The sequence below is a fragment of the Paenibacillus sp. IHB B 3084 genome (assembly GCF_001447315.1).
Lineage (GTDB): Bacteria > Bacillota > Bacilli > Paenibacillales > Paenibacillaceae > Paenibacillus.
Genome location: NZ_CP013203.1, coordinates 4,168,694 through 4,194,356, shown reverse-complemented (window position 1 = coordinate 4,194,356; position 25,663 = coordinate 4,168,694). Strand labels below are relative to the sequence as shown.

General features: G+C 43.5%; 34 protein-coding genes. 3 read left to right on the top strand and 31 right to left on the bottom strand.

Annotation, left to right across the window (positions count from 1 at the left end; translation table 11 throughout):
* The first annotated feature begins 33 nt into the window (after nucleotides 1-33).
* Nucleotides 34-1,026, top strand: a complete 993-nt coding sequence (locus ASL14_RS19715) for an IS4 family transposase (RefSeq protein WP_223264047.1) — start codon at nucleotides 34-36, stop codon at nucleotides 1,024-1,026.
* Between the two features lie 420 nt (nucleotides 1,027-1,446).
* Here ASL14_RS19715 and ASL14_RS19710 read toward each other — a convergent pair whose 3' ends face one another.
* The 4 genes from ASL14_RS19710 to ASL14_RS19695 all read right to left on the bottom strand — a co-directional run bounded on the left by ASL14_RS19710 (nucleotide 1,447) and on the right by ASL14_RS19695 (nucleotide 3,850).
* Complete coding sequence (locus ASL14_RS19710; RefSeq protein ID WP_223264046.1) at nucleotides 1,447-2,064, bottom strand: restriction endonuclease; 618 nt, start codon at nucleotides 2,062-2,064, stop codon at nucleotides 1,447-1,449.
* Between the two features lie 146 nt (nucleotides 2,065-2,210).
* Nucleotides 2,211-2,576, bottom strand: a complete 366-nt coding sequence (locus ASL14_RS19705) for a hypothetical protein (RefSeq protein ID WP_134913151.1) — start codon at nucleotides 2,574-2,576, stop codon at nucleotides 2,211-2,213.
* Between the two features lie 154 nt (nucleotides 2,577-2,730).
* The gene (locus ASL14_RS19700) at nucleotides 2,731-3,087 is read right to left on the bottom strand and encodes an ASCH domain-containing protein (protein WP_134913150.1); all 357 of its coding nucleotides are present in this window, start codon (nucleotides 3,085-3,087) and stop codon (nucleotides 2,731-2,733) included.
* A gap of 22 nt (nucleotides 3,088-3,109) precedes the next feature.
* Entirely contained in the window at nucleotides 3,110-3,850 is a 741-nt protein-coding gene (locus tag ASL14_RS19695) for a hypothetical protein (protein ID WP_134913149.1), read from the bottom strand.
* Between the two features lie 274 nt (nucleotides 3,851-4,124).
* Here ASL14_RS19695 and ASL14_RS19690 point away from each other — a divergent pair, with 274 nt between their 5' ends.
* Nucleotides 4,125-4,802 (top strand): hypothetical protein, encoded by a 678-nt coding sequence (locus tag ASL14_RS19690; RefSeq protein ID WP_134913148.1) that lies wholly within the window; start codon nucleotides 4,125-4,127, stop codon nucleotides 4,800-4,802.
* 231 nt (nucleotides 4,803-5,033) lie between these two features.
* On the opposite strand, the gene ASL14_RS19685 is transcribed toward ASL14_RS19690, so the two are convergent.
* The 26 genes from ASL14_RS19685 to ASL14_RS19565 all read right to left on the bottom strand — a co-directional run bounded on the left by ASL14_RS19685 (nucleotide 5,034) and on the right by ASL14_RS19565 (nucleotide 22,841).
* Nucleotides 5,034-5,228, bottom strand: a complete 195-nt coding sequence (locus ASL14_RS19685; protein ID WP_134913147.1) for a hypothetical protein — start codon at nucleotides 5,226-5,228, stop codon at nucleotides 5,034-5,036.
* On the bottom strand, nucleotides 5,225-5,770 hold the full coding sequence (locus tag ASL14_RS19680; RefSeq protein ID WP_134913146.1) for a hypothetical protein: 546 nt from the start codon (nucleotides 5,768-5,770) through the stop codon (nucleotides 5,225-5,227). The genes ASL14_RS19685 and ASL14_RS19680 overlap by 4 nt, the downstream gene beginning before the upstream one ends.
* A 296-nt stretch (nucleotides 5,771-6,066) precedes the next feature.
* On the bottom strand, nucleotides 6,067-6,867 hold the full coding sequence (locus ASL14_RS19675; RefSeq protein WP_134913145.1) for a DNA adenine methylase: 801 nt from the start codon (nucleotides 6,865-6,867) through the stop codon (nucleotides 6,067-6,069).
* 134 nt (nucleotides 6,868-7,001) lie between these two features.
* Entirely contained in the window at nucleotides 7,002-7,265 is a 264-nt protein-coding gene (locus ASL14_RS19670; protein WP_134913144.1) for a hypothetical protein, read from the bottom strand.
* Between the two features lie 16 nt (nucleotides 7,266-7,281).
* The gene (locus ASL14_RS19665) at nucleotides 7,282-7,593 is read right to left on the bottom strand and encodes a hypothetical protein (RefSeq protein WP_134913143.1); all 312 of its coding nucleotides are present in this window, start codon (nucleotides 7,591-7,593) and stop codon (nucleotides 7,282-7,284) included.
* 46 nt (nucleotides 7,594-7,639) lie between these two features.
* Nucleotides 7,640-7,768: a hypothetical protein gene (locus ASL14_RS29110; RefSeq protein WP_257721124.1), complete on the bottom strand. Its 129-nt coding sequence runs from the start codon at nucleotides 7,766-7,768 to the stop codon at nucleotides 7,640-7,642.
* The gene (locus ASL14_RS19660; protein WP_134913142.1) at nucleotides 7,768-8,253 is read right to left on the bottom strand and encodes a JAB domain-containing protein; all 486 of its coding nucleotides are present in this window, start codon (nucleotides 8,251-8,253) and stop codon (nucleotides 7,768-7,770) included. The genes ASL14_RS29110 and ASL14_RS19660 overlap by 1 nt, the downstream gene beginning before the upstream one ends.
* 94 nt (nucleotides 8,254-8,347) lie before the next feature.
* Complete coding sequence (locus ASL14_RS19655; RefSeq protein WP_134913141.1) at nucleotides 8,348-8,707, bottom strand: hypothetical protein; 360 nt, start codon at nucleotides 8,705-8,707, stop codon at nucleotides 8,348-8,350.
* 128 nt (nucleotides 8,708-8,835) lie between these two features.
* Nucleotides 8,836-9,702 carry a hypothetical protein gene (locus ASL14_RS19650; RefSeq protein WP_134913140.1) on the bottom strand — a complete coding sequence of 289 codons (867 nt, stop codon included), beginning with the start codon at nucleotides 9,700-9,702 and terminating at the stop codon, nucleotides 8,836-8,838.
* A 41-nt stretch (nucleotides 9,703-9,743) separates the two neighbouring features.
* Nucleotides 9,744-9,935, bottom strand: coding sequence for a hypothetical protein (locus tag ASL14_RS19645; protein WP_134913139.1), 192 nt, complete (start codon nucleotides 9,933-9,935; stop codon nucleotides 9,744-9,746).
* Nucleotides 9,935-10,624, bottom strand: coding sequence for a PD-(D/E)XK nuclease family protein (locus ASL14_RS19640; protein WP_134913138.1), 690 nt, complete (start codon nucleotides 10,622-10,624; stop codon nucleotides 9,935-9,937). Before ASL14_RS19640 ends, ASL14_RS19645 begins: the two co-directional genes overlap by 1 nt.
* Nucleotides 10,625-10,626: 2 nt before the next feature.
* Complete coding sequence (gene ssb, locus ASL14_RS19635; RefSeq protein WP_134913137.1) at nucleotides 10,627-11,088, bottom strand: single-stranded DNA-binding protein; 462 nt, start codon at nucleotides 11,086-11,088, stop codon at nucleotides 10,627-10,629.
* A 2-nt stretch (nucleotides 11,089-11,090) separates the two neighbouring features.
* Nucleotides 11,091-11,765 carry a hypothetical protein gene (locus ASL14_RS19630; protein ID WP_134913136.1) on the bottom strand — a complete coding sequence of 225 codons (675 nt, stop codon included), beginning with the start codon at nucleotides 11,763-11,765 and terminating at the stop codon, nucleotides 11,091-11,093.
* Complete coding sequence (locus ASL14_RS19625) at nucleotides 11,755-12,081, bottom strand: hypothetical protein (RefSeq protein ID WP_223264045.1); 327 nt, start codon at nucleotides 12,079-12,081, stop codon at nucleotides 11,755-11,757. The genes ASL14_RS19630 and ASL14_RS19625 overlap by 11 nt, the downstream gene beginning before the upstream one ends.
* Nucleotides 12,078-12,983 (bottom strand): hypothetical protein, encoded by a 906-nt coding sequence (locus tag ASL14_RS19620; protein WP_134913135.1) that lies wholly within the window; start codon nucleotides 12,981-12,983, stop codon nucleotides 12,078-12,080. Before ASL14_RS19620 ends, ASL14_RS19625 begins: the two co-directional genes overlap by 4 nt.
* Nucleotides 12,984-13,090: 107 nt before the next feature.
* On the bottom strand, nucleotides 13,091-13,432 hold the full coding sequence (locus tag ASL14_RS19615; protein WP_134913134.1) for a hypothetical protein: 342 nt from the start codon (nucleotides 13,430-13,432) through the stop codon (nucleotides 13,091-13,093).
* Between the two features lie 444 nt (nucleotides 13,433-13,876).
* A complete protein-coding gene (locus ASL14_RS19610; protein ID WP_134913133.1) occupies nucleotides 13,877-14,581 on the bottom strand; it encodes a hypothetical protein in 705 nt (234 codons plus the stop codon).
* Between the two features lie 12 nt (nucleotides 14,582-14,593).
* On the bottom strand, nucleotides 14,594-15,412 hold the full coding sequence (locus ASL14_RS19605; protein WP_223264044.1) for a S1 RNA-binding domain-containing protein: 819 nt from the start codon (nucleotides 15,410-15,412) through the stop codon (nucleotides 14,594-14,596).
* 65 nt (nucleotides 15,413-15,477) lie between these two features.
* Nucleotides 15,478-16,986, bottom strand: coding sequence for a type IV secretory system conjugative DNA transfer family protein (locus tag ASL14_RS19600; protein WP_223264043.1), 1,509 nt, complete (start codon nucleotides 16,984-16,986; stop codon nucleotides 15,478-15,480).
* Between the two features lie 9 nt (nucleotides 16,987-16,995).
* Nucleotides 16,996-17,481: a hypothetical protein gene (locus ASL14_RS19595; RefSeq protein WP_134913131.1), complete on the bottom strand. Its 486-nt coding sequence runs from the start codon at nucleotides 17,479-17,481 to the stop codon at nucleotides 16,996-16,998.
* Nucleotides 17,478-18,557 carry a BRO-N domain-containing protein gene (locus ASL14_RS19590; protein WP_134913130.1) on the bottom strand — a complete coding sequence of 360 codons (1,080 nt, stop codon included), beginning with the start codon at nucleotides 18,555-18,557 and terminating at the stop codon, nucleotides 17,478-17,480. Before ASL14_RS19590 ends, ASL14_RS19595 begins: the two co-directional genes overlap by 4 nt.
* A 104-nt stretch (nucleotides 18,558-18,661) precedes the next feature.
* A complete protein-coding gene (locus ASL14_RS19585) occupies nucleotides 18,662-19,705 on the bottom strand; it encodes a replication-relaxation family protein (RefSeq protein WP_134913129.1) in 1,044 nt (347 codons plus the stop codon).
* A gap of 266 nt (nucleotides 19,706-19,971) precedes the next feature.
* Nucleotides 19,972-20,568, bottom strand: coding sequence for a hypothetical protein (locus ASL14_RS19580; protein ID WP_134913128.1), 597 nt, complete (start codon nucleotides 20,566-20,568; stop codon nucleotides 19,972-19,974).
* A gap of 109 nt (nucleotides 20,569-20,677) precedes the next feature.
* Nucleotides 20,678-21,928, bottom strand: coding sequence for an FtsZ/tubulin family protein (locus tag ASL14_RS19575; RefSeq protein ID WP_134913127.1), 1,251 nt, complete (start codon nucleotides 21,926-21,928; stop codon nucleotides 20,678-20,680).
* Nucleotides 21,925-22,275 (bottom strand): hypothetical protein, encoded by a 351-nt coding sequence (locus tag ASL14_RS19570; RefSeq protein ID WP_134913126.1) that lies wholly within the window; start codon nucleotides 22,273-22,275, stop codon nucleotides 21,925-21,927. The genes ASL14_RS19575 and ASL14_RS19570 overlap by 4 nt, the downstream gene beginning before the upstream one ends.
* 140 nt (nucleotides 22,276-22,415) lie before the next feature.
* Complete coding sequence (locus tag ASL14_RS19565) at nucleotides 22,416-22,841, bottom strand: prepilin peptidase (RefSeq protein WP_134913125.1); 426 nt, start codon at nucleotides 22,839-22,841, stop codon at nucleotides 22,416-22,418.
* A gap of 153 nt (nucleotides 22,842-22,994) precedes the next feature.
* Between ASL14_RS19565 and ASL14_RS29640 the strand changes: the two genes are divergently transcribed.
* Nucleotides 22,995-23,084, top strand: a complete 90-nt coding sequence (locus tag ASL14_RS29640; RefSeq protein ID WP_223264042.1) for a putative holin-like toxin — start codon at nucleotides 22,995-22,997, stop codon at nucleotides 23,082-23,084.
* A 176-nt stretch (nucleotides 23,085-23,260) separates the two neighbouring features.
* Here ASL14_RS29640 and ASL14_RS19560 read toward each other — a convergent pair whose 3' ends face one another.
* Complete coding sequence (locus tag ASL14_RS19560; RefSeq protein ID WP_189338183.1) at nucleotides 23,261-25,567, bottom strand: CARDB domain-containing protein; 2,307 nt, start codon at nucleotides 25,565-25,567, stop codon at nucleotides 23,261-23,263.
* Nucleotides 25,568-25,663 lie beyond the last annotated feature (96 nt).

The window sequence follows — 25,663 nt, the reverse complement described above, 5'->3', positions numbered from 1 at the left end:
AAATTTTTTTTAAGAAAGATTGTCGCACTTGGTTTGACAATCCGTCGAGATATTGTGGCCGATATTCAGCATCATGAAGGGTTCCACAGCGAACTTGGAATGGACTCCATCAGCACCTCTCAGCTTTCCCGGAAAAATAACAAGGTATCGCCAGAACTTCTTCAGCAGTTGTTTTGTGACCTGGTCGGTCAGATTTCGAAGCAGAGTCAGCCCGATTGTTCTCGGATCGGAAACGTAAAACTGCTCGATTCAACAACAGTGAGCCTTTGTTTGAGTAAATACAAGTGGGCTGAGTACCGAAAAACCAAAGCCGGGATCAAGCTTCATTTACGTGTTGCCTTTTGCGATCCAGACACCGTCTATCCGGAGAAAGCCGTCCTGACCTCAGCCAAACCGGCCGACCGTACGGAAATGGATTCGCTCATTGATGAAACGCACGTAACCTACCTGTTCGATCGTGGATATTTAGATTACGCGAAGTTCAATCAGTACAGCCTGGACGGCATTTTCTTTGTCACCAGGCTCAAGGATAACGCCATCGTCGAATCCCTGGAAGAGTTTAACGTGCCGGAACATTCGCTCATGACAAGAGACCATATGGTGAAGCTCGGTCAAGGCAAGAAGCAGACGAACATGGTGTTTCGGCTCATTGAAACTACGGATTTAAAGGGAAAGGCTATCCGCATTTTAACGAATCGCTTTGATCTGACAGCCGAAGAAATAGGTGACTTGTATCGCAACCGCTGGAAAATAGAAACCTTTTTCCGATGGATCAAGCAGCACTTGAAGTTGACCCGGTTTTATGGCGAACAAGAACATGCCGTCTGGAATCAAATTTGGATCTGTTTGATCGCTTATGCGCTGTTGCTGTTGACCAATCTGGAGCTATCCACCTCAAAGTCATTACGGGAAGTCGGACGATTGCTCAAAGTCATGAGGTTTCGATATTGGAGTGAGTTTAGAGAAGTCGTCCACCGAAAACCGTTACGAAGCTCCAAAGGGCGCCAAAAAGTCTCCAAGAGCTAAAAAGCAACACCAATCTTTGTTTTACAGTAAATACCAAATGGACTGGATTACTTGCTCTCAAGCACCTGTTACTTTTTTTCGTTGAGAGCATCGAAGTAAATGTAATAATTTTATAAATCGTGGATTATTAGAAAATTAATAATTAATTATGTTACGTTTATGCAACGCTATTGAGATTGAGTAGAACATTAGCGTCAAATACAAATAAAGCTTTATTCCAAATATTTTCTTTTTTCTCATTATTCAAGATAGAAAATTCTTCAAAACCTTTCATACATCAGCCCCCTATGGTTAAACAACCATTAGTAATAATGGTGTATCACTTAGCGCAAAAGTCAAAAAAGCAGCTCCAATGAAGGAGCAACTTCACCTAAAGTAGGTACGATTCCGGATATCACAATCGTTCACATACTAATTCACTTAAGCGCTTGTCTTCGTGCTGGTGCTGACCTTCTTGGATGGTGACATCCTCTCTTTCATCTGAAGCAACATCTCTACCAGTTCTTCTCGCCCAATCAATCTAACACCATTCGATCTAGCTAATTGGAATGCCTGCTGGGTAAATTTGCTGTTAGTTACGACCCAGGCTTCTGATGCCTTGTAATGAGCGCGTGCTCCCTGAACTTCCTGAACAGCTTTTAGACCCACATTTTTGCTGTAACGTTTAGCCTGCACAACAATCCGTCTACCATTCTTAGATAGAACCAAATCGGCTCCGAAATCACCAGCAGCACGTGTAACCTCGGCTTTGTATCCTTGAGAGCGGAATAAGTGACCAAGATACTGTTCAAACTGCACCCCTTCCATCTTATCAATCTGTCCGATACCAGACCTCTTCAGACGTTCAGCTCGTTTACGCTCAATACTTATCATCAAAACAATAACACCGACTACTCCAAGGAATCCAACTACCAAGGAAGCTTGCCACGATTTTGTCAGGGAATAGGCTCCTACAGTTCCACCTAGCATTGCCATTGCAGCTAGAGCTTTGAAAAACTCCTCTTCCTGTCCTGCCTTACTCTTCCTTCTTCTTGCCATTTCCAGTCCTCCAAGCGCATATAACATGGTTTTTCATGTAAATTCGACAAATGGGACTTTATTCCTGCTTAATAACAAAAAAAGCGAGAGGGGTACGCACTACTCTGCATCAGCAGTGCGTACCCCTCTCGCTCGATTTCATGCACCTATAACGATAAATAGATTTCCTTCAAAGTCAGGTATACCGCCATAGCTCGCTCTCGTGGGCTGGCGTTGAGTAAAATAGCGATTCCTTTAAGGTCGATTACCTCAAAAATTGAAAACTCCTGATAATAAACTTCTTCGCCCCACTTAACAATGACGAGATTCTTTATATAAAGTTTGGCATCAACTTTTATAGCCGATTCTTGGATCTCCAGAGAATCGCCAGGATTAGTTGCATAATCTCTTGGTGAGAGGGAGTATGTGCCTTTAAGAATATTACCTTTACGGTGACGATCTTCTTTGGCTCCAAGGAGCACCTCAAGTGAGATATTCAATTCCGATTCTTTCATCTGCTGTACTTCCTTCATGCATTATCCTCCCCTGAATATAAATTACGCATGACCTCCTGAATACATGCAGGTAGGTTTATGGGCAATCCCATATAGCCGCAATTCTGACTATCACAACAAAACTCCGGATTATAGTCGGGTACATCTTTGCCGCATCCTATGCACTTTGCTGTCATACTCGTATCTCTGTCAAATTATCCGGCAGATTAACCCAAATGACTGCACCTTGTGGATGCCTATATGGAATTGGCTCCGAGTAAAGGATCGGGTTTTGCAGCACCCACGCATACGGTGTGGCGTAGTCGATGTCTGCATAGTTTACAAGGTGCTTTTCTTTATTGTTTGCCCACTCGTACATCGTAAGAGAAATGCAGCCGACAAGATCGACTTGACCGTAAACATTACCGCTGCGGCTTTTGATAATACCAATCGTGCCGCGCTTCATAGTCCGTCTACCACGTATCTCCCATATTTTGGCGCCGGATAAAATTAGGTCAGCCCACTTCGGTTTTACGATCAATCCGTTCATGGTTATACCCTCCTCGTTTAATTTATTCCACTTCGGTTTGCTTCGGTATATCGTGCAGATTGTAGATGTACACCTCAATATCCCGGTATACAAACCTATCTTCATCATCCGTACACCAATTTCTTGTTCTGACAATTTTGGCTGATGGGAAACGGGATTTAATCAGCCTGACGAGTCTGGAACGATTGTTATCGTTATCTACCAGCTTCGGGCTACGTCCACCATCTTCGGAGATAATATCCCAGCCTTCCTCTATAAGTTCGTGTATGCGCTGCTTACGGTTCTGTTTATCTGTCTCAGGTGTATCGCTATAACGATTCAAATATTCAAGCATAAATGAAAACTTGGCAATGAAAATTCCCGAACTGGTGAATCTGGGTTCGGATACATGATGGAACCCATGTTCATCCCACCAATCCGAGATAATTCTGGACAAATGCTCCAATTGCTCGGATAGTCCATCAACAGGCTTCTGTTCACCCAACTGCTTCTCCAGTTCCCGGATTCGAGTGTTAGCCCTCCGAATTTCCTGATGCCGTTTCTCCTTCTCTTCAATCAATTTACTGTTGTAATCCAGCTTATTTGCAACGTCAGTGAAATGGCTCTCAATCAAGTTTGGAAGGATTCCTGCCATCTCTTTTGTCAATTCATCTTGAGCGATCCAATCGTGGAGCTGCTTTACTGCAAAGAACAAATCCTTTGTTGATTTAAGAGCAACTGCTTTTTGATCGGGATTTAAAATTACTTTTGCTTCATTTTCCATATTCATTCTTCCTTCCTATTTTGAAATTCATTTTATTTTCTTCTTTCTCGTTGACTGAACTGGCATCCCTAGTCGACTATTCAAAGCCTTAAGTGTAAGCGGAAAATAAAGTTCTAGACTGACGATGCTTCACTACGCTAACGGGTAGGAGTGTGAAAACCGCTGCTGTTTCATTTATATAATATTTTGTTCGTAATATTTTTAAAAACTATTGAAATTAATCATCAGTTTATATTATACTATAGATATAAATCAAGGTAGGGAGGTGTTTATAATGGAAATCTCAAAAACGGTCGATTTGCAGAAACTCGTTGAAGCATCAGGGCTAGACGTCTCATCGGAACAGCTGGTTGAATTAATCGTAGAGCAGTACACAATGTCTCAACAGGAAATTGTTGATCGCTTCCATTTTTCCAATCAACGGATTAGCAATATGCGGGAACAAAAGCTTCTTCGAGAAATCAAGAAAGGCTTGTACCTTCGAGAGGAAGTTGAAAATATGAGGGAACAGCAAATTAGTAGGAAACGGCTCGAGAAGTACAGTGACTATAGATTGACACCTGCATACGAGGACTATCTAGGCAGCCTTATAATTGATAAACTCCGTTTCTTCGACTGCTTGACGTGCGTAAGGGTGAATTCTAAAGAACAAGATAATTACGATCCTCAGGAGGATGGGTACAACAAACATTTAACGGAAGTTCTTAACACAGTGTATACAGCTTTTGATGTTAGCAAGCATGTATATTTATTTGAACATAGGGCATTTGAATATGTTCGAAAGGAAGAGGATATACAAGATGTTATACAATCTAACAAATACTGGTTTAAAGAATATTCAGCAAGCGAGTTTCTAAATTTCCTCCAAAATCCTACAGCTGAATTTCTTGGCTGGACGAGAATAATGAGCTACGCTTCAACCGTTAAATTACTAGCAAAGTCAGTAAAGTAGATTCCAACGCTGCATATGGAGCTTGCGAACTACCTTGATGTTTCAGATATGCAGAGAGTTGATGAATTCATTGAACTTCCTGGCTAAAACGAATATTAATCATATTTATGGCCCACGGTTTTAAGCTAATGGCAAACGTTTTAGTTGAACAAACAGCGGCAGAACAAGACTTATAAATAAAGTCTTGTTCTGCCGTTGCTTCGTTTAATAGATCAGTCTAATGCTTTATTTTTACAGAACATTGAGTTCTCTCAAACCCAAAATAATACTGTTTTTCACTCTCCCATTCACAATCTCAGCCAGTTTCACGTACTGCTGACTGTACGGCACATAAGCAAGCATGGCACAATGACCATTATCCGAAATCACTTCATAGCCAATACTCGTATATCCTTGTATCTTGCGATCATGCATTGTCTTCATCATAATGACCTCTTCTCACGACCCTTGGGCTGAGCGCTGTTCTCGTTTTCCGAATATCTGAGCAGCCCTCGCTCTCTTAATCGCTGTGCTCCAAGTCGGCCAATTTGCTGTCGAGTCCAGATTGGTTCTGCTGCTCGCTCCAGCTCCCAACCACAATTTTTCAAGCGATTGTGGAAAGTAGCGTAGGGAATACTATTCTGCTCAGCAAGGCGGACATATTCTTTGGGCAGAACACGCGCATATTCTGTTGCTCTAAGTGCCTGCTCCCTTATCTCTTCCGGGGTTTGTCGTGGCTGGTTTGCCGCACGTTCCATGCTCCAGCCCATGTTCCTAATGCGAGTGTAGAAGGTATCACGGCTAATTCCATTTTCTCTCGCCAATTGCAGCCACTTCCGGCGATCTGTTAGGGGGCGAGGTGGTGTTGTCATCGCTCGTTCCTTCGTCCAGCCCTGTTCACGAATACGACGATCCAACATGGCTGATTTGACTCCAATTTTCTCGGCTTCAGTGTATTCTTCAGGTGTGATATAGAACCAGTGGCTCATGATCTGTCCCCCTTAAATATTTTAAAATAGCGTCATCTGTTCTGGCACAATGACCTAAGCTTCTTTGTCAAATGTATCTACCATCCATCTACCACACAGTGAGGTTATCCATCTGCTAAATCGGCCCTGAAGAGTACAAGCTGATGTCCGGCCGGATCAATCACTTAATGTTCCAAGATGACAAGATGGCCACCAATTATGTGAGTCCAATTTTCAGAGGGGTATTACATATTGCACTGGCCAGAGCTAAACATTGTTGTCATTCACTGATTTCCAACATAGCCGTCCTCCGCCGTTTAAAAAAGAGTCATCTGTCCAACCAGTCCACTAGCCATTGGATTAATCCAAAGTATTTCTGTTCGAATCCGGCCAGCTTCTGCTTTAACCATCTTTGATTCCCGTCGCCAGTGTTGTAATCTTTCATCGTACAAGGGATGTTCATAGCCAGATAGAATAACTGGCCCCGGATGGGCCTCCAAGACATCCAGTAATTCCTCATGGTCTTCTTCAGTCATTTCATTTTTGTACATTCGTTTGCTCCGCGTTGAAAGGAGATATGGGGGATCAGCATAAATGAGCACTTCGGGACGTTGATAACGTTGCATCAATTTCACAGCAGGTTGATTTTCAATCTGTACGCCACGCAATCTATCTGTTACTGTGATAATTTTATCCGGCAGTAGCTGCCAATCCTTTGCAGGATGTGGTGCTTTCAGATCAATAATATGGCGCCAGCCGGTTCGATCACTGGTCTTCCCTCCTCTGGCCATCCAGCATCGGACTAAAAAACGCCGTGCTCGTTCTACATCGTCTCCCTCGGTTTCATATCCTCTGTAATACTCTTCTCGGGCATACGGTGTCCAACGAATAAGTCTGGCCAGTAATTCAGGTTCATCGCGAATAATCCGGAAAAGATTTGATACTTCGCCATCCAGGTCGTTCACTGTTTCCAAAGTAGAACGTGTCTTGTTAAATAGAACTGCACCGCTACCGAAGAACGGTTCCAGATACGTTGTATGCGGCGGCATGTGGCTAATGATCCAATCGGCCATACTCCACTTGCTGCCGGGGTAATGCAGTATGCGTGGTGCTTTCATTCATTTCCCTCTTTCATCTATTGTTCATTTCATTAAAACCGATGCGTAGATATTGGCCCAAAATAAAACCAACAACTACCAAATAATTTAGGTAGCTGCTGGTTCAATTAATTAATAGTGATTCTCCAGTTTTTTTACAATATCTCTGCTGATTTGCGCTTGATACCTGGTATCGGCCCTGTGTACCCAGCCAGCTCAAGCTGACGCTGAGCTTTGCGGAATACATAATCTACATTCTCTCTAGCCTTAATCGTCCCGTCTTGTCGAACATGCTTATCTGGTATCCAAACATTCTGATTAGTGCCACCAATCGCATATCTTTTAGCTTTGTAGCCAGTGTAATTACGCTTAATTAACTGGAGTTCAATCCCTTTGTATAATTGAATGTTATAATTCATTTATAGTTACCTCATCTTATTTTGTAGCAAAACTCCACAAGGCTAATTCTTCTTTGCTTACAAACATTCGATATAATTTTGATGAAAATGGTGCTTCACCTTCATTGATTGCCACTAAAGGCTCATCCAATCGAATCATGAATCGCCCCTTCTCTCCTGTCGCATAAACTTCAAATTCACCTTGAGGAATTTGATAATGCTTAGTAAAAGATTCTCCGTCCGTAGAAAAAGTTGTGACTTGATACTGAATGTCCGAAGGAGAGCGATATCTTCCCATGTGTATATGACCTGGATACGTAGGTACTTCGCGAATGATTGATTGTTCCATATTCTTATCTCCTTATACTTAATATTAAAAAGGGGCTTTCGCCCCTCTATCTCACTTGTTTAATCGTTATCGTTTTTAACACCTCGATTGGAGCAGCCAGTATAATAGCAGCCACCCATCGTTCTTTACAATCACGTTTTAAAAGCTCATTTAAAAATCGTTCTTTAGCTGACATCACATCATCCCCTGCTGTTTCAAGGAGACCCATCCTTCACGACCAACGACAACGTGATCGAGCACATCAATTCCAATGATCTCCCCTGCCTTCACAAGCCGTTTCGTAACGTTAATGTCTTCTTGGCTGGGGGTTGGATCTCCGCTTGGGTGATTATGAACGCACAAAATGGATGCTCCACTGACTTCAATTGCTGTTCGAAAAACCTCTCTGGGATGTACTACGGTGGCATTTAACCCTCCGACCGAAATTATTTTACGAGCAAGCACACGGTTTTTAGTATTCAGAAGAAAGGCTACAAAATTTTCCTTTTCCAACTCAATGATATCGCTACAAAGAATGTACGCATCTTCTGGCTTCCATATATAATTGTATTTTGGTTCAGTCATCACTCGCTCAAGCAGATGAATAAGATGTCGGGCCAGTTTTCTCCTTTTCCAAGGTAAAGCTTGTACATCGGATTCTTTAATAATGAAAGACTCCATGAAGTTCTCCCTCCCGTCAATCCCACCACCAATGGCGGCATCATAGGATTGACACCGCCGTTTAGCGCCGGGCGAAAGGCTTAATTAAATGGGATCAAGCTTTACGTGAAGCAAATCGCTTAGTCTCTTTCAACGTACCGTAACCAGACAGAGAGACTTCCTCCCAGCCCAACTTTTTAAGCGCCGTTGAAGACAGGCTCAGGTAATCCCATGCGTTCTTTCCTTCCGCTGTGATGGCCACAGCCAGTTCACGTAAACCATCAGCTTTAAAAGACCAGCTTTTCGTATTGCTGTACTCCCAAACTTTATCAGCAGCTTGAAGTGCTCCATAATCATCAACATAAGCCTTCAATTTCTCTTTCATTTGTTTTAAAGCAGCCTCCGTACGCTCAATTTCAAGCGCCATCTGGATGGCTTCCTCAGTTGTCATTTTTTTATTCATTATAGTTGTCATACTCAATGCACTCCTTTATTTCCATTTTTTAGATTTTATAAATATAAAAAAAAGACGAAGAACCCATTCAAGGGAATCATTCGTCTTTTTAAACCGTCCCTGCTACAGTAATAGAAGCATCTTCTGTTTTAAATATGACAGTCTACTACGATTAAGTAATGTTCCGGATTCGCAGCTTGAATGAATGTATTGAAGTATGACGTATTAAAATCCTTCGCTTCTTCTGCGCTTTCAGAGCTTACCCCGAACCAACCCATTTCGCCTTTCGCGTGCCAAGTACCATCTGCTGTAATTACCGCAAAGGTGGAGAAGCTCAGCATCTCACAAATATAAGACTGCTTATCGCCGTATCTTTTCAAGTAATATTCCGGCTTATATAATCCTTTGCCTGCAATAACTTCATCCCAGGCTTGGGAAGCTTCAACAACTGTGATTTGAAATGTAGGTGCAAGAGAGGCTGGTACTTGGTATCCCTCGATTTCAACTGTCAGACCGTCATGATTGGTTTGTTCGATGAAGAAAATATCTTTGATTTGAGCAGCATCTGCACGCTTACCTGACTTGAGCAAAAGTGCGCCAGACCATCTTCCTCCGATTGTCCACCAATCCCATTTGGCGTTGGGATTTTCCCAATAACCGTATTTACCAGTTATCTCATCTTTACCTTTGTAGCCCATGTATTCCTCTATAAATAGCTCGAATGAGGAAAATCTTTGATGATGAGGAACTTGTACACGTTCTAAATGAGCAGGAACTTCACATCCAAAAGGAACGGTCTTAAACACATTATCGTATACAGATAGTAACCGACCATCCTCCATTTTCACCATTTCGCTTGACTCTGTTTCATATGCCAAACGATACTCTCCTTCAACATCATTAAATTCTAAATATTCTTGAGGGCAAGTTTCCATATTATTCTCTTGATAAGGAGCCAACAACTGCTCCAGGTTATCCAACGATTCGGTAATGATTGCAACTGTAAAATGACTCATATTCAACATCCTCTCATTTTTTAAATTCAAAATCAGTGAAATTACAGCCATTCGTGAATGGTTCCGATGGTTACCCATAGCCCTGAATTACAAACTTGGAATTCAAGGGATGCTGGATTAACCCGATGAGCCACCTCTTCTTTACTAAAATAGAGATGACCACTGTTCCTAAATTCACCAAACGTAAATCCCCGTTTCTCCATTGCTTCAATAATTTTCTTTCTCACATTCATCAGCAACCTTCCTTTTTCTGATAACACTCCAGCACAAACGGGCAATGCTTACAGTGACTGCCCAAGGTTGGAGAAAACAAAGAAGAAGCCATATCCGGAAATGATTCCATGCATGACTTCTTCAATTCAATTTCCTCAGCTAATCGAAGCGCCCATTCTCTAGCTTCATTCGTTTCAGAGCGAGTATAAATAAACGACTCTGCCTTCCTGAAGCGTAAGAAAAACAATGTACCTTTGATACGCTGGAGTTCTCTCATTTTCATAATGGCCCATGCATACAAGGCAAGCTGTCTTGTATCATTTGCTTGATACGGTTTCCAATTTGATTTCCAGTCCCAGAAGTGAGCTTCCTGAAGCAGATCAATATATCCCTGTAGTTGAATGCCAGATTCCGCACTAAGTGGAAGCACAAAATGAACTTCCGTTTGCCCTCTCACCTCTGGTGCACGCTGCATCAAAGAAGCAATCTCTTCATACGTCACTTCAGGATGAAAATCCGCTTCAATTATCGCGGCCATAATTGCGTCTTCAACCGCTGCTCCCTGTATTCTTAGCTCAATTGCTTTATGAACCGACTTGCCCAATGCCAACGGTTTCGTAATCGGCTCCGGCTTGCCCAATATGTACTTCAAATAGAAGCGATACGAACAAGTCTCATACAGGGAAAGACGCGAATAAGAGTATATCATCCTCAGAATGGCAGATCATCGTCATTAATGTCCCAAGCATTACCTTGGTTATTATTCGAGCTGCTTTGACGACCAGACTGTGCATTCCGATTTCCACTGTTGCCTGAATTGTTCGCCCCGGAAGCTTGTTGACCTCCGTTTTGCTGTGGGGTCAAGAACTGAACATTTTGCCCAATTACTTCCGTCACAAATACGCGACGACCTTCATTGTTCTCGTAATTCCGAACTTGAATCCTGCCCGTGATAGCCACTTGTTGTCCTTTCTTCACGTAGTTCGCCACGTTCTCAGCAATGGTCTTCCAAACGACGATAGGAATAAAGTCCGCTTCCTTTTCTCCATCTTGGCTTGTAAACGGACGGTCTACAGCCAAAGTGAATTGAGCCACAGCCACTCCTGAAGGTGTGTAACGCAGTTCCGGGTCCTTCGTCAGTCTTCCGATTAACACGACTTGGTTCAAGCTCATTTTTAGTCCTCCATCTTCATGCCTGCCTTTACAGGTTCAGGACTTACAAATTTTAAACTATGAACAAATCGCTCAGCGTCCTCCGTCCACTGGGGACGAGCGGAACAAGAATAAATTTGGAGTGCATATTCTAAGAGGGGAGATTCAATTTCACGTTCTCTCTGCCGGATCTGCTCAACATATTTCTGATATTTAAAACTCTTAATTCCAATGACTAGCCAAAAGTAGGCTTCCTGCTGCTCTCGCTGCAAGAACTCGTTCCATTGCTGCCAGAGCAGATCGAGAGAACGCTTGTAGTATGCAAAATCACGTTCTCTCATTTTGGCCCAATTGGGTTCCTTACCACCAATAGCCAGCATTAACCATCTTCGCTTATTTCGGCTGAGTCGCTCAGCAGGATGAACAATCTTCCTTTTGCGAAACCGCTGCCGAACCTGCTCTTCAGAAACACCTTCCAAAAGTGAAATAAAGCGAAGAACTCCACCACTCTCTTTGCAAAACCAGCACTTAAATACTTGGTCTTTGCTGTTTAGAGAAAGGTAGTATCTTCGCTTTTTAGCTGGCTTAGAGTCCTCATGACAAAACGGACATTTGTACGTCACTTCTTCCCTCGATCTGGAGTAAGGATTGATGAGCAGTCCATGCTGTTCCGCGACACCTACAATGTCAGGAAGCATGATCCACTATGGCTCGAATCATTTCCCCCGGGCTGGGAGGAAGCTGTATTTGCTCCCAATCCGGGGAAAGAATAATTTTTTGCGTGACGGTATGCACCTGTTTTTTCGGCTCCCACCATTGCCAGCGTTCATAAGCTTCGAAAGCAATTTGAACATGTTTACATTGCTTATGTCCGTAATGACAAGCTGGGCAATCGTGTGTGATGACCAGTTCATTGAAATGAGGTTCAGCTTGAACCAGATACACACCATTCTGACGACTCGAAGGAATCACACAGATTAAAGCACTCCCATTGGTGAATGTGGTCAAGCTCATGCTGCCTCACCTACAATCACAACCGATTTGACAATCTTAAACCCGTTGAGCATTTCAAAATAGACTTTAAACTGCGAGTTGTTTGAGATCGCATTGGTTTGCTCCAAAGTATCAGGTGTATTGGCAATCATGACACTCTCTTCCCCAGTTGCTACATTCACAACGAGCAACTTAGCAAATGTAACACCTCCTGGCGATGTACCCGTGTCATAGTCCAGTAACTTGTAAATGTCACTGGCTGTGTTAGCAGTAGATACCTGCTCCTTTTGCTGCGAAGTAGATGGTGTATTGTTAGTCTTCTCTGGCTTGTTGGCCTTAGATGATTTAGCTGAATTTTTGGCTTTTTCAGTAGGCAGCATTCCAGGGGCCGCATCATTTACGACGATCCTTTCAGCGCTCTCTACGGTCTCAATTTCGCTTTCATCCATCATACCTAATCCAGAAAGCGATAAAGTTACCCTCCGCTTGGCCTTCGTTTCAGCCTTCATAATCGCGTTAGCGAGTTCGTCTGCGGTCAAGGGGAGAACCCTTCCTGTGGCTACTTTGCATCGTCTCATTTCATCCCAAATTTTCTCTTCTTTCATTAAGGAGACAGCGCCAATAGATTCATCCGTTCGGCTATCTGGAGTTACTCCGCGAGCTGTCACACAGTATACATCACCAATTCGTTCTCGGCTGGTTATCGTAATACTAATAGAATGCAACTTGCGAAGCTGATCTGTAGCATCTCGCTTTGCATAGAGTACCAGCTTGCCATCCAGTTTCAAATAATCAAATGGCTTAGTCAGAGGATTGAGTCCTACGCTTTCGCAAATCTTTGTGTAATAGATCAGACGTTCCTCGGACTTTAACGCCGACAAATCGCCCTGAACAACCACTTTTTCCATAATTGATAAATCCATGTTTACTCCCTTCAACGTTCAAGCTTGAACGTCCTATGCACTTTGTACCTGCATAGAAGGTAAAATGAAAACGCCTATCCAGTCATTCATTGGGATACGCGTTTTTATCAATGTTTCTTCAGCTGATTCATTTTCACAACCTGATCGGAATATTTGGCAACTAATTCATCTAATGTATACCAAATAAGGAATACTTCTCTTTTTAATGATCCTTCTGCCTCAGCATATGTGTCATCCAAAAGAGAAAGGGTTTCCTCCAGCACGGGAAGGATACGTTTAAAGGACTCTGTCCCATTCAATTCGTCCAGTTTCCTTTGTGCTGTATCGCTCCTAGAAGCTTTCCAGTGTTCTTTCATTTCCTCCCATTCCTTCTGCTTTACCTCGTTGAAAAGAGAATGCTGTCTCTTGCTCTCTTGCTCAACAAACAATCTCTTAAGCCAATTTTTCAAAGTTCATCACCTCTCATTTTTTTGAAAACGCAAAAAAGCCGATCCTCACATGGAATCATCCATGCAAAAATCGGCTTTAAACAACTCATTCCAAATCGCACGCGCATACTATTGCTTTGCTCAGAGCCTTTCGGTACTCTTCATTCCTTATCTCCAGCAAACGAGAGTTTCGGAATCCAGATTGGCCTTCGCCTTTTAGCCTATCTTTTGCCTCACTTCGTTCCGTCTTCATCGGGACAAAGGTATAGGTTGAGGTGTTACACCAGGCTTGTTCTTTCGATACAAGCTTCCCTGCTTTACACGACTATGTGAAGATCAAAGTCAAAGCATCGGGTCAAAATCCTTGTCTCCAGCTTATGAAAGGGAGTTTAGGGATACAAAAAAAATTACACTTTTACTCTAGCACATGTCTGTAAACAGTGCAAGCACTCGTTCTTATTCACCTTATGACCGACACCATTCCCCTGCTCGCAGGCGAAGAAATTTGTAATCTTCTCGCAAGTCCTGATCCAGTAGCAAATGGGCTGAGGATAGTACGTGATTGTATGGATGAACGTCTTCCAGTTTTTCCGCAAGGATTACGACGGGCTGAGAAAATAGCCTAAGTTCTCTTTCAAATGCCACATCATCCTCTTTACCTCTTAACACCAACACATATCGCAAATGTTCCCCCATTTGCACCTTCCCAGTAAAGGGGGGAGCTGCCTGAAGAATTTGAAATCCCTTTTGTTTTTCGTGCAGCGCACAACAAAACTGAAAAAAGACGAGCTTGGACAGAACCGCCCCGATGCTCCAATGTCTCCAGCTATTTACAGACTGATCTGTTTTGAAAAGCTGGATGCTGCGTGGGCCAAGTGTAAAGATCGGGATCGTATTCTTGTTTTTTCGCAATTCATGTTGAACCAACTTATGTTCAGCCAGCATTCGCCGTACTTGATGACGTTTCCAGTGAAACAGACGAGTAATCTGAACGCTACCGATACAACCGATATGTCCTATCGCTTGCAATCCAATTTCCTCCATCGGCAACCGCATCGGGGCATGACCTGCCGATATGGGTTCTGGCAAAATGGTCGGAACAAACGTCCATTCATGGGTAATAGAAAAAGGAGAGCGAGCTGCTGCCCGATCCCCAAAGTTAGTAGTCATTCTTATTCCTCCTTACCGCTTCCGTGTAATCCGACCATAAATTTGTTCTTTTTTCATGTCCATCTGAACGATGCGTAGGAATACCCTGTCACCCCGTTTCACTTTATCGAACGGCATATGCCGAACCAACGCATCTACACCGCGCTCCAGATTCACAAACACACCATACTCCACAACACCAGATACGATCCCAATATATTCGCCTTTTGTACTGTAACGCTTGCTGCAATCCGGCCACGGACTTTTATCAAGCACCTTTTTGCTAATTGTGATTTTCTTTTGCTCTTTGTCCAGCCCTAAAACTTTGACCTTGAAATGATCGCTAATTTGCACTACATCCCGCAGATCTTCCGTCCAGCCATATGCAAATTCTTGCACAGGTAGTTCAACTTCAATCCCACCAATGTCTACGGTGAGCGATTTGGCCTGAACGGAACGTACCACGGCAGTAATGACTGCTCCTTGCTCCAGCCATTTCCACGTCATACCCTCCATATGTTCCAGTGCAGCCTGACGCGAAGCGATAAACGTATCTCCGTCACGGTCATAGGTTACGATTTTGAAGGCGACTGGCTCTCCAAGCAAGCGCCGGAACGCATGTGCATCCGTCACTCCAGAAAACTCTTGAGGGATATAACCCCGAACTTCGCCAACTTGAACCACACCGCAAAGTTTATCCAGTTTGACTTCCACACCAACCATATCGGCTTGTAAAATGAGATTATTTTGCTTAGCGCTATAAATCTGCGCCCATCCTTCGTCATAGCTGCTCCGTTCCAGTTTCTCCTCCTGGTAGCCTTCAATCAGTACACGTTTCAATTCTTCACTCATGTATAAAACCTCCATAATTAAAATTTTAATAATACAAATAACCTCACTGAATGACAGTGAGGGTGTTACTCAAAAGGATCATTTTCATAGGTATCTACAGGCGGTGACTGTGTAGTTTGGGCAATGGGTTCTTCTGGCTCCGCAGTTTCTTCCGATTGAGGACGACTTACAAAGGACAGTCCAGAGGAAATTTCCCTGTCGTCTACTTCTGTCTCTATAGGCTGAGGTACAGCATCCTCCGGCGATTTGCGTTTAAATACATGTTTAAACGCCCAAACTCTTTTTCGCAGTTCCCATTCTCGCCGCTCTTTCCAATCTCGCGGAACAAAAGCGCCTTTGCCAATCTTCGGTGGTAATGGCGTCCCATCGTCCAGTAGCTTTGCTACGTAATGGAACTTCGGTAAGCCATCCATCATCTGCGTGTAAAAGATACGATCTTCTTCCAACTCGGTATCCCGATAGCTTTCTGGCAGCAAGTTTGGAACGAACATTTGCTGCTTGAATGTGCTTTGCCTGCTAATAATCTGTTTTTTTCCAAATTCCCTGCTGAATTCTAAAGCGTCTTGATAGGCCAGACCACCAAAAGCAATTTTGTTTCGACAACTGGTCAAAATGGATTGCTTCATCGCCTTCGCATTGATTTTCCCCGCTTCCACTTCAAGCTGTCCAAGTGATTGCGTAGCAAATATCCCTGCCGTTCGATATTCTGCTGCGATGGACAAAAATAATTCCACATCCGGATTAATGTACCGTGAATACTCATCTACAATAATAAAGTGCGGTATGCGCGTACGCTCTGTACCTGGGCGACGGAATGTACCACTTTGTAAGTGCATGACAACAAATTGTCCAAAGGCATCTCCAGCTTTCCGCAGTTTGCCCATTGCCGTATTCACGGCTAAGACCCCACCTGTCGCAAAGTGCCTGTCCATATCGAAATCGGACTGATCCATCAGGATCGGCTCCAGGTGGCGGTTGGAAGTTAAATTCTCAAGTTGCGCTCGAAGACCAATAACAAACTGCTGGTATTTATCCTTTTGCGCTCCCAGCAGCTCTGATTGAAAAAACTGGACTAGATCAGATTCGCCTTCTTTAGAACGCAGCTCCTGCACTTTGTCCTCCAACAACCGCTGATCTCGCATCGTGCGAAGGACATCACCCAGATTTACCTCGTCCAGGTAAAGACGTTTTAACAACTTCGTAATATTCCGACCAGCCAGTTCCTGTACAGTAGCAAAAAATGCTTCCTGTTTTCCGAACATGGATTTCAGTACCGTCACAGTTGCCTCAGCTACATCATCTTCATCGCCTTTCATGACAGGAAAACGAGCGCTATGCTCTGACGTAGGGTCGACGTGGACACAAGGCATATCCATTTCACCACACATCTCATTTACCATTGCTGCTACATCCCCTTTAGGCTCCACAACAGACAATCCCAACGGAATGCCTTTCTTTTTCATGAGCAAAAGCTGGTAGATCATCGGTTTAAGTAAGGTGGCTGTCTTGCCGCAGCGCGTTGGACCGACAACCAACATATGCGTGAACAGATCACTTTCACCCCATCGAATCATAGAACCACCTCAATCCTTCATGGGAATCTCTTCACCCAGGTTTAACACAATCTCCTTATTACTTTTAAACAGGCGTTTGAATTTTGTGTAATAGTCTTTAAGCGTAGGCCGGACATGAACAAGTTGCTGCTTATTGATGTTCCCCCTGCGATTAAGAACGCTCTGAGCGAGCCTATAATTGCTCAACGTAAAGAAAATTGTAAAAAGCATGGTCATGATCAAAGCAGTATGAACCATTCCATCCTTTGATAACGGAAAGTCCTTTTGAGCAGCTACATACGTTCCCAGCATCAGACTTAGGCCGTTGCCTGTCCACAGCAAGAGTGAAAAGAAATATATGAGCTTGTTACTCCGCTCCAGCATCCATCCGTACAAGTAGTTTACAAAGCATAAGACGGCCGGAACATACATCCAGACTGCCGACCATTCAGGTGTGCGCCAATACAAATAAGCCCACCCACTAAGGGTAAGCATCACCCAGATAAATCGCATCATGGCAGATCATTCAGAAAAGCGAATGGGTCAGCTTTTGAAAGATGCTTTTGGATACTCAGCATGAAATCAGCATAGTTATGCTGAATCACACATTCATATTTCTGCTGAAGTGGTTTCCCATACACTTCTTTCGCCGTCAACATATAGACTGCTGTTGCTTCGTCATCTGGCAATTCATATCGGCTCATGGGCTTTTGCACAACAATGACTCTGTGTTCTTCCCCAGCATAGGAGATTCGCCCAACAAAAGGATTTTTGTCAGCTTTGATCGTGAAAACGGGATATGGCTCTTTGCCTTGCACATACTTCACAAACTCAAAAAACACCAGCTTCTCCAGTACATCTTCCATACTCCAGTGTTCGATACGTGCTGGTTTATGACCTACTTTCTTACTTCCATACAGTCCCAAGGTGTACACTGTACTTTTCCCATTTTCCAGCCACAACTCATGCGGAATTAATTCCCCTCGGCTGAACATCGAATGAACATGCTTTTGTTGCACGCCGAAAAGTTGAACCATCTGTTCATGCTCAATCGCTCCTATATCACCTACCGCCTGCAACAAAACGTCTTTTGTCGGAAAATCAAGCACGGAGCTGATGTACATGGGATTCTGCTTAAAGCCCCACGACTGATTTAGGTCGTAGTATGGAACCCCCTCTTCCATCTCAGACCGCAAAAAAATCTGTTTAGGCGATTCAACCTCGGCAGCCTGAATGGAATGACGATATTCCTCCTTGCGTATACTTTTTAATATCTTCCGCACCCATGATCGGAATGCTTGGGCTTTGCTCGTCTTACCTAAAAATGCGATCTCATAAATTCCATCTTCATTAAAAACCCTTGTATTATATGGCCTTCCGTCATTACCCGTCATTTTGACGGTAACTGAAAATTCCTGATTTTTCAGTTCTGCGTTCCGCTCAATTAACTTGTCCATCCCCTTTTGGGGATCACTATAACCGAGCGCACTTCCTAACTGCCGACTGGTCATAAACACATCGTTCTGCTCATTCCTCCAAAAATCACATATCACATTGTCAAACAGTTCGCTTGTAACCATTTCCATATTCATAATGCTTCACTCCTTATCTGACTCCCCAAAATTGGAGAGTGAACTAATTTACTGCATATCATCCCGTAGCTATCGCAAATTTCAACCTTGAACGTCCATATTGTCTACAGCATCCCCCCTTCAAAATTGCTTTCAAACGCATTTTTCGAAATACCCACAATATCCACATGTGCTGCACTTAATAACTCTTGCTTGTACCAACTCACCTCGTCTTCATAACAAAAAAGAAGGACTTTTCGTCCCTCCCTCTGATGAGCATCCACGTTGTAATTCCTTAAACATCGTTTCAAAATCAATATATTTCCTGTGATGATCTCAATGACATACGGCGTTGGTAACCCATCGTCCCTTCTCATTCCATAAAGAAACCCGTACTTGTTCTTCCCATCCTTTACCTTGGTTAACTGCCCGTACTCGGACAATAACTCTTGTAGATTTAAAAACGCATTTGTTGACAAAATGCCATACTGCGTTACACCGATACCCAAATCATCGAACGGCAACAAGTACAGTGGAACGCCTCCTGTGACCAACCCTTGCTTATCACAAAGCGATTCAAAAGCTCGTTTAACGGACTCGCTCTTGTAATAAACAAGATAGCCACTAACATGCTCCTTCGCTCCGATCTCCATTAGAATTTTTTGCAACGTCTGTTCCTTCGCATCTCCATTCAGAATGAAGATCATAAAATCCCCCTTCTCATTATTGAAACCGCCGACTGTCAAATTCCCTCGGTTTAGATTGTATTTTCGTTTGATGGCACGCGAGTCCATATATATTACATCCGGCAATCGAATATGAAGCTCGTTCGCATCAATGATGTATTGCCGCTGTTGCACCGTAAGTTCCAAGTCTCGCGCCCGATATTTACTCTCCTCTACGACTCCCTTTTTCCGCAACAACTCCAACCCTCGTTCTGTCAAACGATAGTACGCTGTTCGTACTCGCTTTCCCCCTTGTCCATTTCCTCCATGAACTCCCGACGTTACAAGTCCTTCATCTCTCAACATATATAGACGCCTATTACCATACTTCAAATTCCCCTCAAAGTACGACTGTACAATCTGCTGTTTCGTCATCTCTCTCACTTTATACAGCTCGTACAAAATATTTACATCTCGCTCCGTCCATTCTCGCTGTCTTGGCATAAATAACCTCCTCTCTGCTGGAAATTTATTCACCGATATTCTCTCTGTTTAGATGGGCTTGGCTTGGATTCATGCTACGTGCTGGTGACGGTCATTCCGGCCTACCTTACAACTGCGTTGTGCGGTAGACCTCCATGACTTTTCCCTTTCAAACCTCTATTGAGAACTCTAAAAACCTAATAATGACGCAGTTTCCCAGAATTTATAGAGCTAAATTATCGTGTTATTTTAAACCACGTGCATATCGTGTTATAAATCACACGATATTAACCCATCTTTCCAACTTCGAATTTCACATAATTAATCAAATTCGACATATTATTGTCATGCGTGACATAGACGTTTATATGATTATTTTTCAGTACATCAAAAAATCCAGATTCCATGGTTGATATTTTTTCCCAGCAATCATCCTTGATGATTCGTGTGTTGCGAATTGCATTAATCAAGTGACTTCGATTACGATTATCTAAATCTCGTATACGCAAATTGCTGAAAAAATGACACATGTAAACGACTGCTCGATCAAACGATTCTGGCTGAGTGAGGCCAATTTCTTTCATGAAAACTTCCATCGTTACTCTGTTGTAATAATCTCGCAGTTCCTTCTGAAGCGTCCTATCCTCTATATAGAGAGGAAGCATCCCCTCGTAACTAAACTGATATACGGGATAACCGCCTACCTCAAAGTGTTGGAACTGACAAGATGGATACGCCTTCGGATCAGGTGATGTGCTTTCTGGCAAGGAAGGTATTCGTTCTGAAATTGCTTCTCCAAGATTCAAAGATAAAATTACAGCTTGTCTATACATTTCCTTTAAGGATTCAACTTCTTTTTGAGCTTGCTTCTCCCATATTGACATCTGCTTCACTCCCCATTTTCTCAAAAGTTCTATGTGCATCACTTATCAAAATAAGCATAAAAATTACTAGCCTTATTTGCCGCATATCGCCTTAATTGAAGCGTATCTCTTAAAGACGATCTAAAAAATAGAATGGGTCTTTCGGAATCTCTGTATCCGGGGCTATGGATGGTTCTTCCTCTGAGAGCAGCGCCTCCAGATTGACTGTCTCCTTCTTCACTTGCGACTTGAAGCCAGCCAGTGCCACCGCGATAGTATCCGTCTTCTGATTACGCTTTTCTGCCTTTCGCTCCAACTCTGCCAATTCCTCTGTCAAATGGGTCACGCTATCTGGAAAATTGAGTCCAGCGAATACCGTATAGATCGTTACCTGTCCCGGTTGCTCTCCCACATAGGTAGCGACTGGATTTTCATCCAAAATCGGCGTACTCTCATACAGAAACGATTGAACTTGCTCAACAAAGGTATGAGTAAACAGCCGCTTTGCCGCCGAGCTGTCAGCCACAATACTCACCGCGCTGCTAGTTGCATCCTGAAGATCGTATCCGGCTGACAGCTCCCCATTCAGTACGCTTTGCTTCAATGCCTCCATATACGTTACTGGAGATGCCAAATCAACAGTCTGAGCAGGCAACACGCACTTGCCAATGTGTAAGCATCCATTCGTCTTAAGCATATTCAGCCACTCGGATGCATCAAAGTGGTAGCTACCGTATGGCTTGTAGCTGGCGGTCACTGTATTCAGATCATGCAGGAGCCGAGCCACATGACGATTGCATGACTTCATAAAATCCTCTACACTTTGACTTTGATTTAGCCCCGTTTGGAACAGCTTCTCATTATCTACTACCACAATAGCTCCTAGCCCCTGCATCGCTCTCTTAATCACTTGCAGTCTCTGTAAGGCGTTATACAGTACCTTACGACCTTCGTTACGCCGTGGTAGGGTAAGCAACAGACCAAAGCGTCCTGCAAAACCTGTAGTGTGCAGCAAACGGATAGCTTCAATGACCGCTCCCGTTCCTGTTCCACCGCCCAAGCCACAGCAGATAAAGAGATAATCCCTATCGCCAAAATAACTCTGAATCGTTTCAGCAATCGCTTCTTTGTGGACGTTAAAGGCTTCTTGTCCAAGTTGAATGTCCCTGCCTACTCCACGTTCATAACCTGCAAGGGTGATCTTCTTGATATTTGGATAATCCGGCAGCTTGAGAAGATCCATCTCATTACTGTTAATCAGCATGGCTGTGTATGGTCGCTGTCCGTTCTTGGCGGATAACCTCATACCTGCACAGGCATGTGCAATAGAGGTACCCCCCATTCCCAATCCCCAGAAGCCATATTTCAGACTGATATTCATAACCCGACTTCCTTCCGTCTCAACATATTTTGCTCCTGCCTGTAATTCAGCAATTCTTGCCCCAGTGGTGACAGCGTATACCGTTTGGATTTAGCTACCTCAGCAACATGTACCAACGCTGCTCCCTCAAGCATTGCAGCAGCTTCATCCAGCAAATGTCGTGATCTAATAGGCAGTTGCTCTGCTTGAGGACGAAACTGCTTATACAGAGCATTGGTTACATCACGTAATTGCTCCTTTTGTACTGCTCGGTTAGCCATTCGCAAAGCAGCCATCATCCACATCATGTTTTCGTTCTCGGCAGTAGCCGATAGTAGTGCATTCAAAATAGCTTCTCTACTCATCAAGAAATATTCCCTCCTCTCACTTCTTGTAGAAACAAAAAAAGCCCTCACCCCAAAGGGCAAGAGCTGTTGTGTCATTCCGTTACTATTGCAGTTCTACCTTCTTTTCAACCAAGTGATACTGTAGAATAATTCTAATTCACTCATACAGCCATAATCACCAGAAACACAAAATTGGCTACAAGAAAAAACGGGACCAGCGGTAACTCCAGCTTCCTTTTCCTCCATAGCACCACCGTAAACAGACCCGCTATGCCCAACATGATCCACAGAAAAATTAGGGAACCCTGCCATCCCATTGCTGCTCCGACTACCGCCAGCAACTTAATATCCCCACCACCGAAGGAACCTGGACGACAGAGCGCAAAAACATACAGTACACCAGCACCCGCCACAATTCCTATTAAGTAGTTAATGTAGGGCTGGTCGGCATACAGCAGTCTCAGCACAAGAAAGTAGCTTAATCCCATTACTACCAGCTTGTCAGGTATGATTCGCCATCTGAGGTCGGTGTACGTGGCGATCCCCAGCATTATCAACATGGGTATCCATATAAAAAAGTCTCCCAAATCTCACCCTCCTTTACACGACCCATAAATAAGAAAAAAGCCCGTAACTCTCCTTTTTGGAGAACTACGGGCTTACATAATTATGGTATAATAGCCCTAACACAATAGAATAGGCTTATAAGGGTGGTCGGCTAGCCTCTCGGAAGGGAGGTAATGCCTGTGGAAGTATTTCAAACATTGACGCTAATGATTTCATTTGCGACTCTCGTTGTACTAATACTCTCATTCCATAACAAAAAATAGACCTCCTTCGCCAAAGGTAAATGGTCTATTTTTGCCCAATATCTTTTGTCGCAGCCTACCGCCCTTAAAAGCGGCTATTGTGCTGGGGAGTCGTGTTATCAGCACGGCTCCTCTTTCTGTCTTCATTATACCCTACACATGGTTTCTAATCAATTAGTTAATGAACGATCAACTAACTATTGATACGCCGAAGTATCACGAACAGCCTGCGAATCATCATACATCGAGCCAAAGATGGTCATCTTCTTTGTGATACAAGCAGTCAGCCTGTTATGTCCCGCATAACGAGCTACAATCACAAATGTAAATTCGCCATCTGGCACAGTCTTATCTGTGTAATATTTTCGTTCATAATACGACTTGTACGGGCCACTTCGCGTTTCAAAAAACGTTTGTGGCAACTCCCATGTAGCCGACCGATCATTCCCATTGGTTTTCTCCAACGGAAGCGTCGCTACAAACTTGCTCCGTGAATCCCACACCCACACGAACACTTCATTTGGCCCCTTCAATCTCGTACCGATGGGTTTCGCCGTTCCGTTCAGCCCTTCTGGAACCTTCGTTTCCCAATCCGTAGTATAGTTGGTCTTCACTTTGAACTCTACTCCATACCCAGCACGAGTGACTTCATTTGAATTCAGGTGGTGTTCCTTTGCCCAAGGAATGATCTCCCAGCTTCCCCGGCTTTCTCTTCCTGCATCACTATGATCTCTTGGCCTCGTAGGGATTCCTTGTTTGGTATTGATCTCAGCACTAATTGTCAGTCTTTCATTATAATTTACATCTTTATATCTCCATATGGGATCACCATATTTATTATAACCAACGATAACAGGATACGTAGTTATCCAATTTGCAGACACATCCGGGTTCTTACACTTTCCCGTTTCCTCTTCACCTGGTTTGATGATACTGCAACTGGTATACGCCAAATTATTACTGCGATCCACATCCTCTTTTTCTTGGTCAGGATCAACTTCTACAGTCAAGCTATGCACCCCGGGATTTCCTGTCCACTTAAAACCACCAACCGATACGGATTTATTCGCTGGCAACGTTTTTCGTGTTTCGTAGATTGAGTTCTTTCCGTCTTCTGTAAAACGGATCAGCACGTTGGACAGCGCCTTGCCCCCTTCATTTTTCACCTTTGCTGTTACCGTCGTATGCTCGCCTACTGTGATCGAATTGGGGCTGGCAGTAATGGATTCCGCAATTAGGTCATTCACTTCAATTGTCCATTCGTCTTCAATCGTATTGTTGCGGTAGGCTTCTGTTGGAGCTTCCAGCGCTCGATCTCCGTGATTGGGATTATTTATTGTCGCAACTACCTTAATATGGTACGTTCCTGGCTTGCTGCCTACATCGACTTTGCCCAGCATGTAATTCAGCTCCATACCGTTCTTCAACTGAGCGGGCAGACTGTTGTTCATGGAAGCTAACTTAGGAGAACTACTGACAGGCCCCCTGACACTTACATCAGTCAGCATCGGCATACCACGCTCCTTTACATAGTCACTGGTAATGATGTTGTCTCCTGTGTATTTGTACTTCACCCAAAGCTGCCTACCTTCAGTCAGCGTCAGCTTCGTCGGCACAAAGTCGATCTTCAAATCTTCCGGCAATGTCACACTCTTAATTTGGGTTCTGCCGTAGCCATCATCCAGAACAATATCCACATCTTTACCTAGCACTTTTGAAATGTCCTGAGCTGCCACCTTCGCCGTATTGGTATAAGTAGCACTGTCCGTTGTAATAGAAGATATTTTGACTCGCTTACTCATATCTGGGAAAGCACCCTTAGGCAATGCGAATACATCCACCTGCCGCATACTGTTTGGAACACCATGAGCAGTGAAATTCACAGATAAGTTGGTTCCTTGCGTAACCGACATCTCAGGCCATTTGGTGACTGAGTACACTGCTTGCCGATTGTCTTCGTCAATCTTACGAGTCTCTTCAAACTGGACACCCATACGTTGTACGATGCCGGAGGTACGTAGAAAACTCCATCTATTCTCCAGACTATAGAAAAATGAGTGCCCCTTTTTAAAATCCGCATCATCTGCGTTAGTAGCAAATTTGGATTTAAAATACTGGCGTTGCTTGTCTGGAATTGTTTGACCTGACCATACTGAATCAAATAGACTACCTAATGATTCCTGACTCTTGTAAACGAGACCAAAGCCGTTTTCTTTATCGAAGTTCAAATCGTCTGGTTTACGTTTAATGTTGAACACATCATAGTTAGCAACTTTTCGTTCCTTTCCATCTGAGAATCTGTAAATCCCATCCCAACGAGACAACTCCCACGCACGCTCCACACTTTGATCCAAGGCGGGTATGTATCCCTGAAGACCATCCCCCCTATCACCATACTCAAATTCAACATACCGATTTAGTGCTGGTGAATTAGCTGCATAAGAAATTGTTGGTCCTATGAGACCAAAAACCAGTGACATTACCATCAACATTTTTTTTAACATAGCATCCATCCTTTCTACTTATACATAAAAAAGGACCTGCTAAAAATAGCAGATCCCGTTTCCTCAATTATTTAAAGTGATTTAGCTAGTTGAGTC

Bases quoted from the DNA above. Each gene is read 5' to 3' on its own strand.
- ASL14_RS19625 (WP_223264045.1), bottom strand. From the start codon at position 12,081: ATGAGCTTGACCACATTCACCAATGGGAGTGCTTTAATCTGTGTGATT.
- ASL14_RS19600 (WP_223264043.1), bottom strand. From the start codon at position 16,986: ATGATTCGATGGGGTGAAAGTGATCTGTTCACGCATATGTTGGTTGTC.
- ASL14_RS19605 (WP_223264044.1), bottom strand. From the start codon at position 15,412: ATGAGTGAAGAATTGAAACGTGTACTGATTGAAGGCTACCAGGAGGAG.
- ASL14_RS19680 (WP_134913146.1), bottom strand. From the start codon at position 5,770: ATGAGCCACTGGTTCTATATCACACCTGAAGAATACACTGAAGCCGAG.
- ASL14_RS19650 (WP_134913140.1), bottom strand. From the start codon at position 9,702: ATGAGTCATTTTACAGTTGCAATCATTACCGAATCGTTGGATAACCTG.
- ASL14_RS19705 (WP_134913151.1), bottom strand. From the start codon at position 2,576: ATGAAGGAAGTACAGCAGATGAAAGAATCGGAATTGAATATCTCACTT.
- ASL14_RS19670 (WP_134913144.1), bottom strand. From the start codon at position 7,265: ATGAATTATAACATTCAATTATACAAAGGGATTGAACTCCAGTTAATT.
- ASL14_RS19695 (WP_134913149.1), bottom strand. From the start codon at position 3,850: ATGGAAAATGAAGCAAAAGTAATTTTAAATCCCGATCAAAAAGCAGTT.
- ssb (WP_134913137.1), bottom strand. From the start codon at position 11,088: ATGAGCTTGAACCAAGTCGTGTTAATCGGAAGACTGACGAAGGACCCG.
- ASL14_RS19645 (WP_134913139.1), bottom strand. From the start codon at position 9,935: ATGAATGTGAGAAAGAAAATTATTGAAGCAATGGAGAAACGGGGATTT.
- ASL14_RS19640 (WP_134913138.1), bottom strand. From the start codon at position 10,624: ATGATATACTCTTATTCGCGTCTTTCCCTGTATGAGACTTGTTCGTAT.
- ASL14_RS19580 (WP_134913128.1), bottom strand. From the start codon at position 20,568: ATGTCAATATGGGAGAAGCAAGCTCAAAAAGAAGTTGAATCCTTAAAG.
- ASL14_RS29110 (WP_257721124.1), bottom strand. From the start codon at position 7,768: ATGTCAGCTAAAGAACGATTTTTAAATGAGCTTTTAAAACGTGATTGT.
- ASL14_RS19655 (WP_134913141.1), bottom strand. From the start codon at position 8,707: ATGACAACTATAATGAATAAAAAAATGACAACTGAGGAAGCCATCCAG.
- ASL14_RS19585 (WP_134913129.1), bottom strand. From the start codon at position 19,705: ATGCCAAGACAGCGAGAATGGACGGAGCGAGATGTAAATATTTTGTAC.
- ASL14_RS29640 (WP_223264042.1), top strand. From the start codon at position 22,995: ATGCCTGTGGAAGTATTTCAAACATTGACGCTAATGATTTCATTTGCG.
- ASL14_RS19700 (WP_134913150.1), bottom strand. From the start codon at position 3,087: ATGAACGGATTGATCGTAAAACCGAAGTGGGCTGACCTAATTTTATCC.
- ASL14_RS19665 (WP_134913143.1), bottom strand. From the start codon at position 7,593: ATGGAACAATCAATCATTCGCGAAGTACCTACGTATCCAGGTCATATA.
- ASL14_RS19560 (WP_189338183.1), bottom strand. From the start codon at position 25,567: ATGTTAAAAAAAATGTTGATGGTAATGTCACTGGTTTTTGGTCTCATA.
- ASL14_RS19685 (WP_134913147.1), bottom strand. From the start codon at position 5,228: ATGATGAAGACAATGCATGATCGCAAGATACAAGGATATACGAGTATT.
- ASL14_RS19620 (WP_134913135.1), bottom strand. From the start codon at position 12,983: ATGGATTTATCAATTATGGAAAAAGTGGTTGTTCAGGGCGATTTGTCG.
- ASL14_RS19710 (WP_223264046.1), bottom strand. From the start codon at position 2,064: ATGGCAAGAAGAAGGAAGAGTAAGGCAGGACAGGAAGAGGAGTTTTTC.
- ASL14_RS19630 (WP_134913136.1), bottom strand. From the start codon at position 11,765: ATGCTTCCTGACATTGTAGGTGTCGCGGAACAGCATGGACTGCTCATC.
- ASL14_RS19595 (WP_134913131.1), bottom strand. From the start codon at position 17,481: ATGATGCGATTTATCTGGGTGATGCTTACCCTTAGTGGGTGGGCTTAT.
- ASL14_RS19590 (WP_134913130.1), bottom strand. From the start codon at position 18,557: ATGAATATGGAAATGGTTACAAGCGAACTGTTTGACAATGTGATATGT.
- ASL14_RS19575 (WP_134913127.1), bottom strand. From the start codon at position 21,928: ATGAATATCAGTCTGAAATATGGCTTCTGGGGATTGGGAATGGGGGGT.
- ASL14_RS19690 (WP_134913148.1), top strand. From the start codon at position 4,125: ATGGAAATCTCAAAAACGGTCGATTTGCAGAAACTCGTTGAAGCATCA.
- ASL14_RS19610 (WP_134913133.1), bottom strand. From the start codon at position 14,581: ATGACTACTAACTTTGGGGATCGGGCAGCAGCTCGCTCTCCTTTTTCT.
- ASL14_RS19660 (WP_134913142.1), bottom strand. From the start codon at position 8,253: ATGGAGTCTTTCATTATTAAAGAATCCGATGTACAAGCTTTACCTTGG.
- ASL14_RS19675 (WP_134913145.1), bottom strand. From the start codon at position 6,867: ATGAAAGCACCACGCATACTGCATTACCCCGGCAGCAAGTGGAGTATG.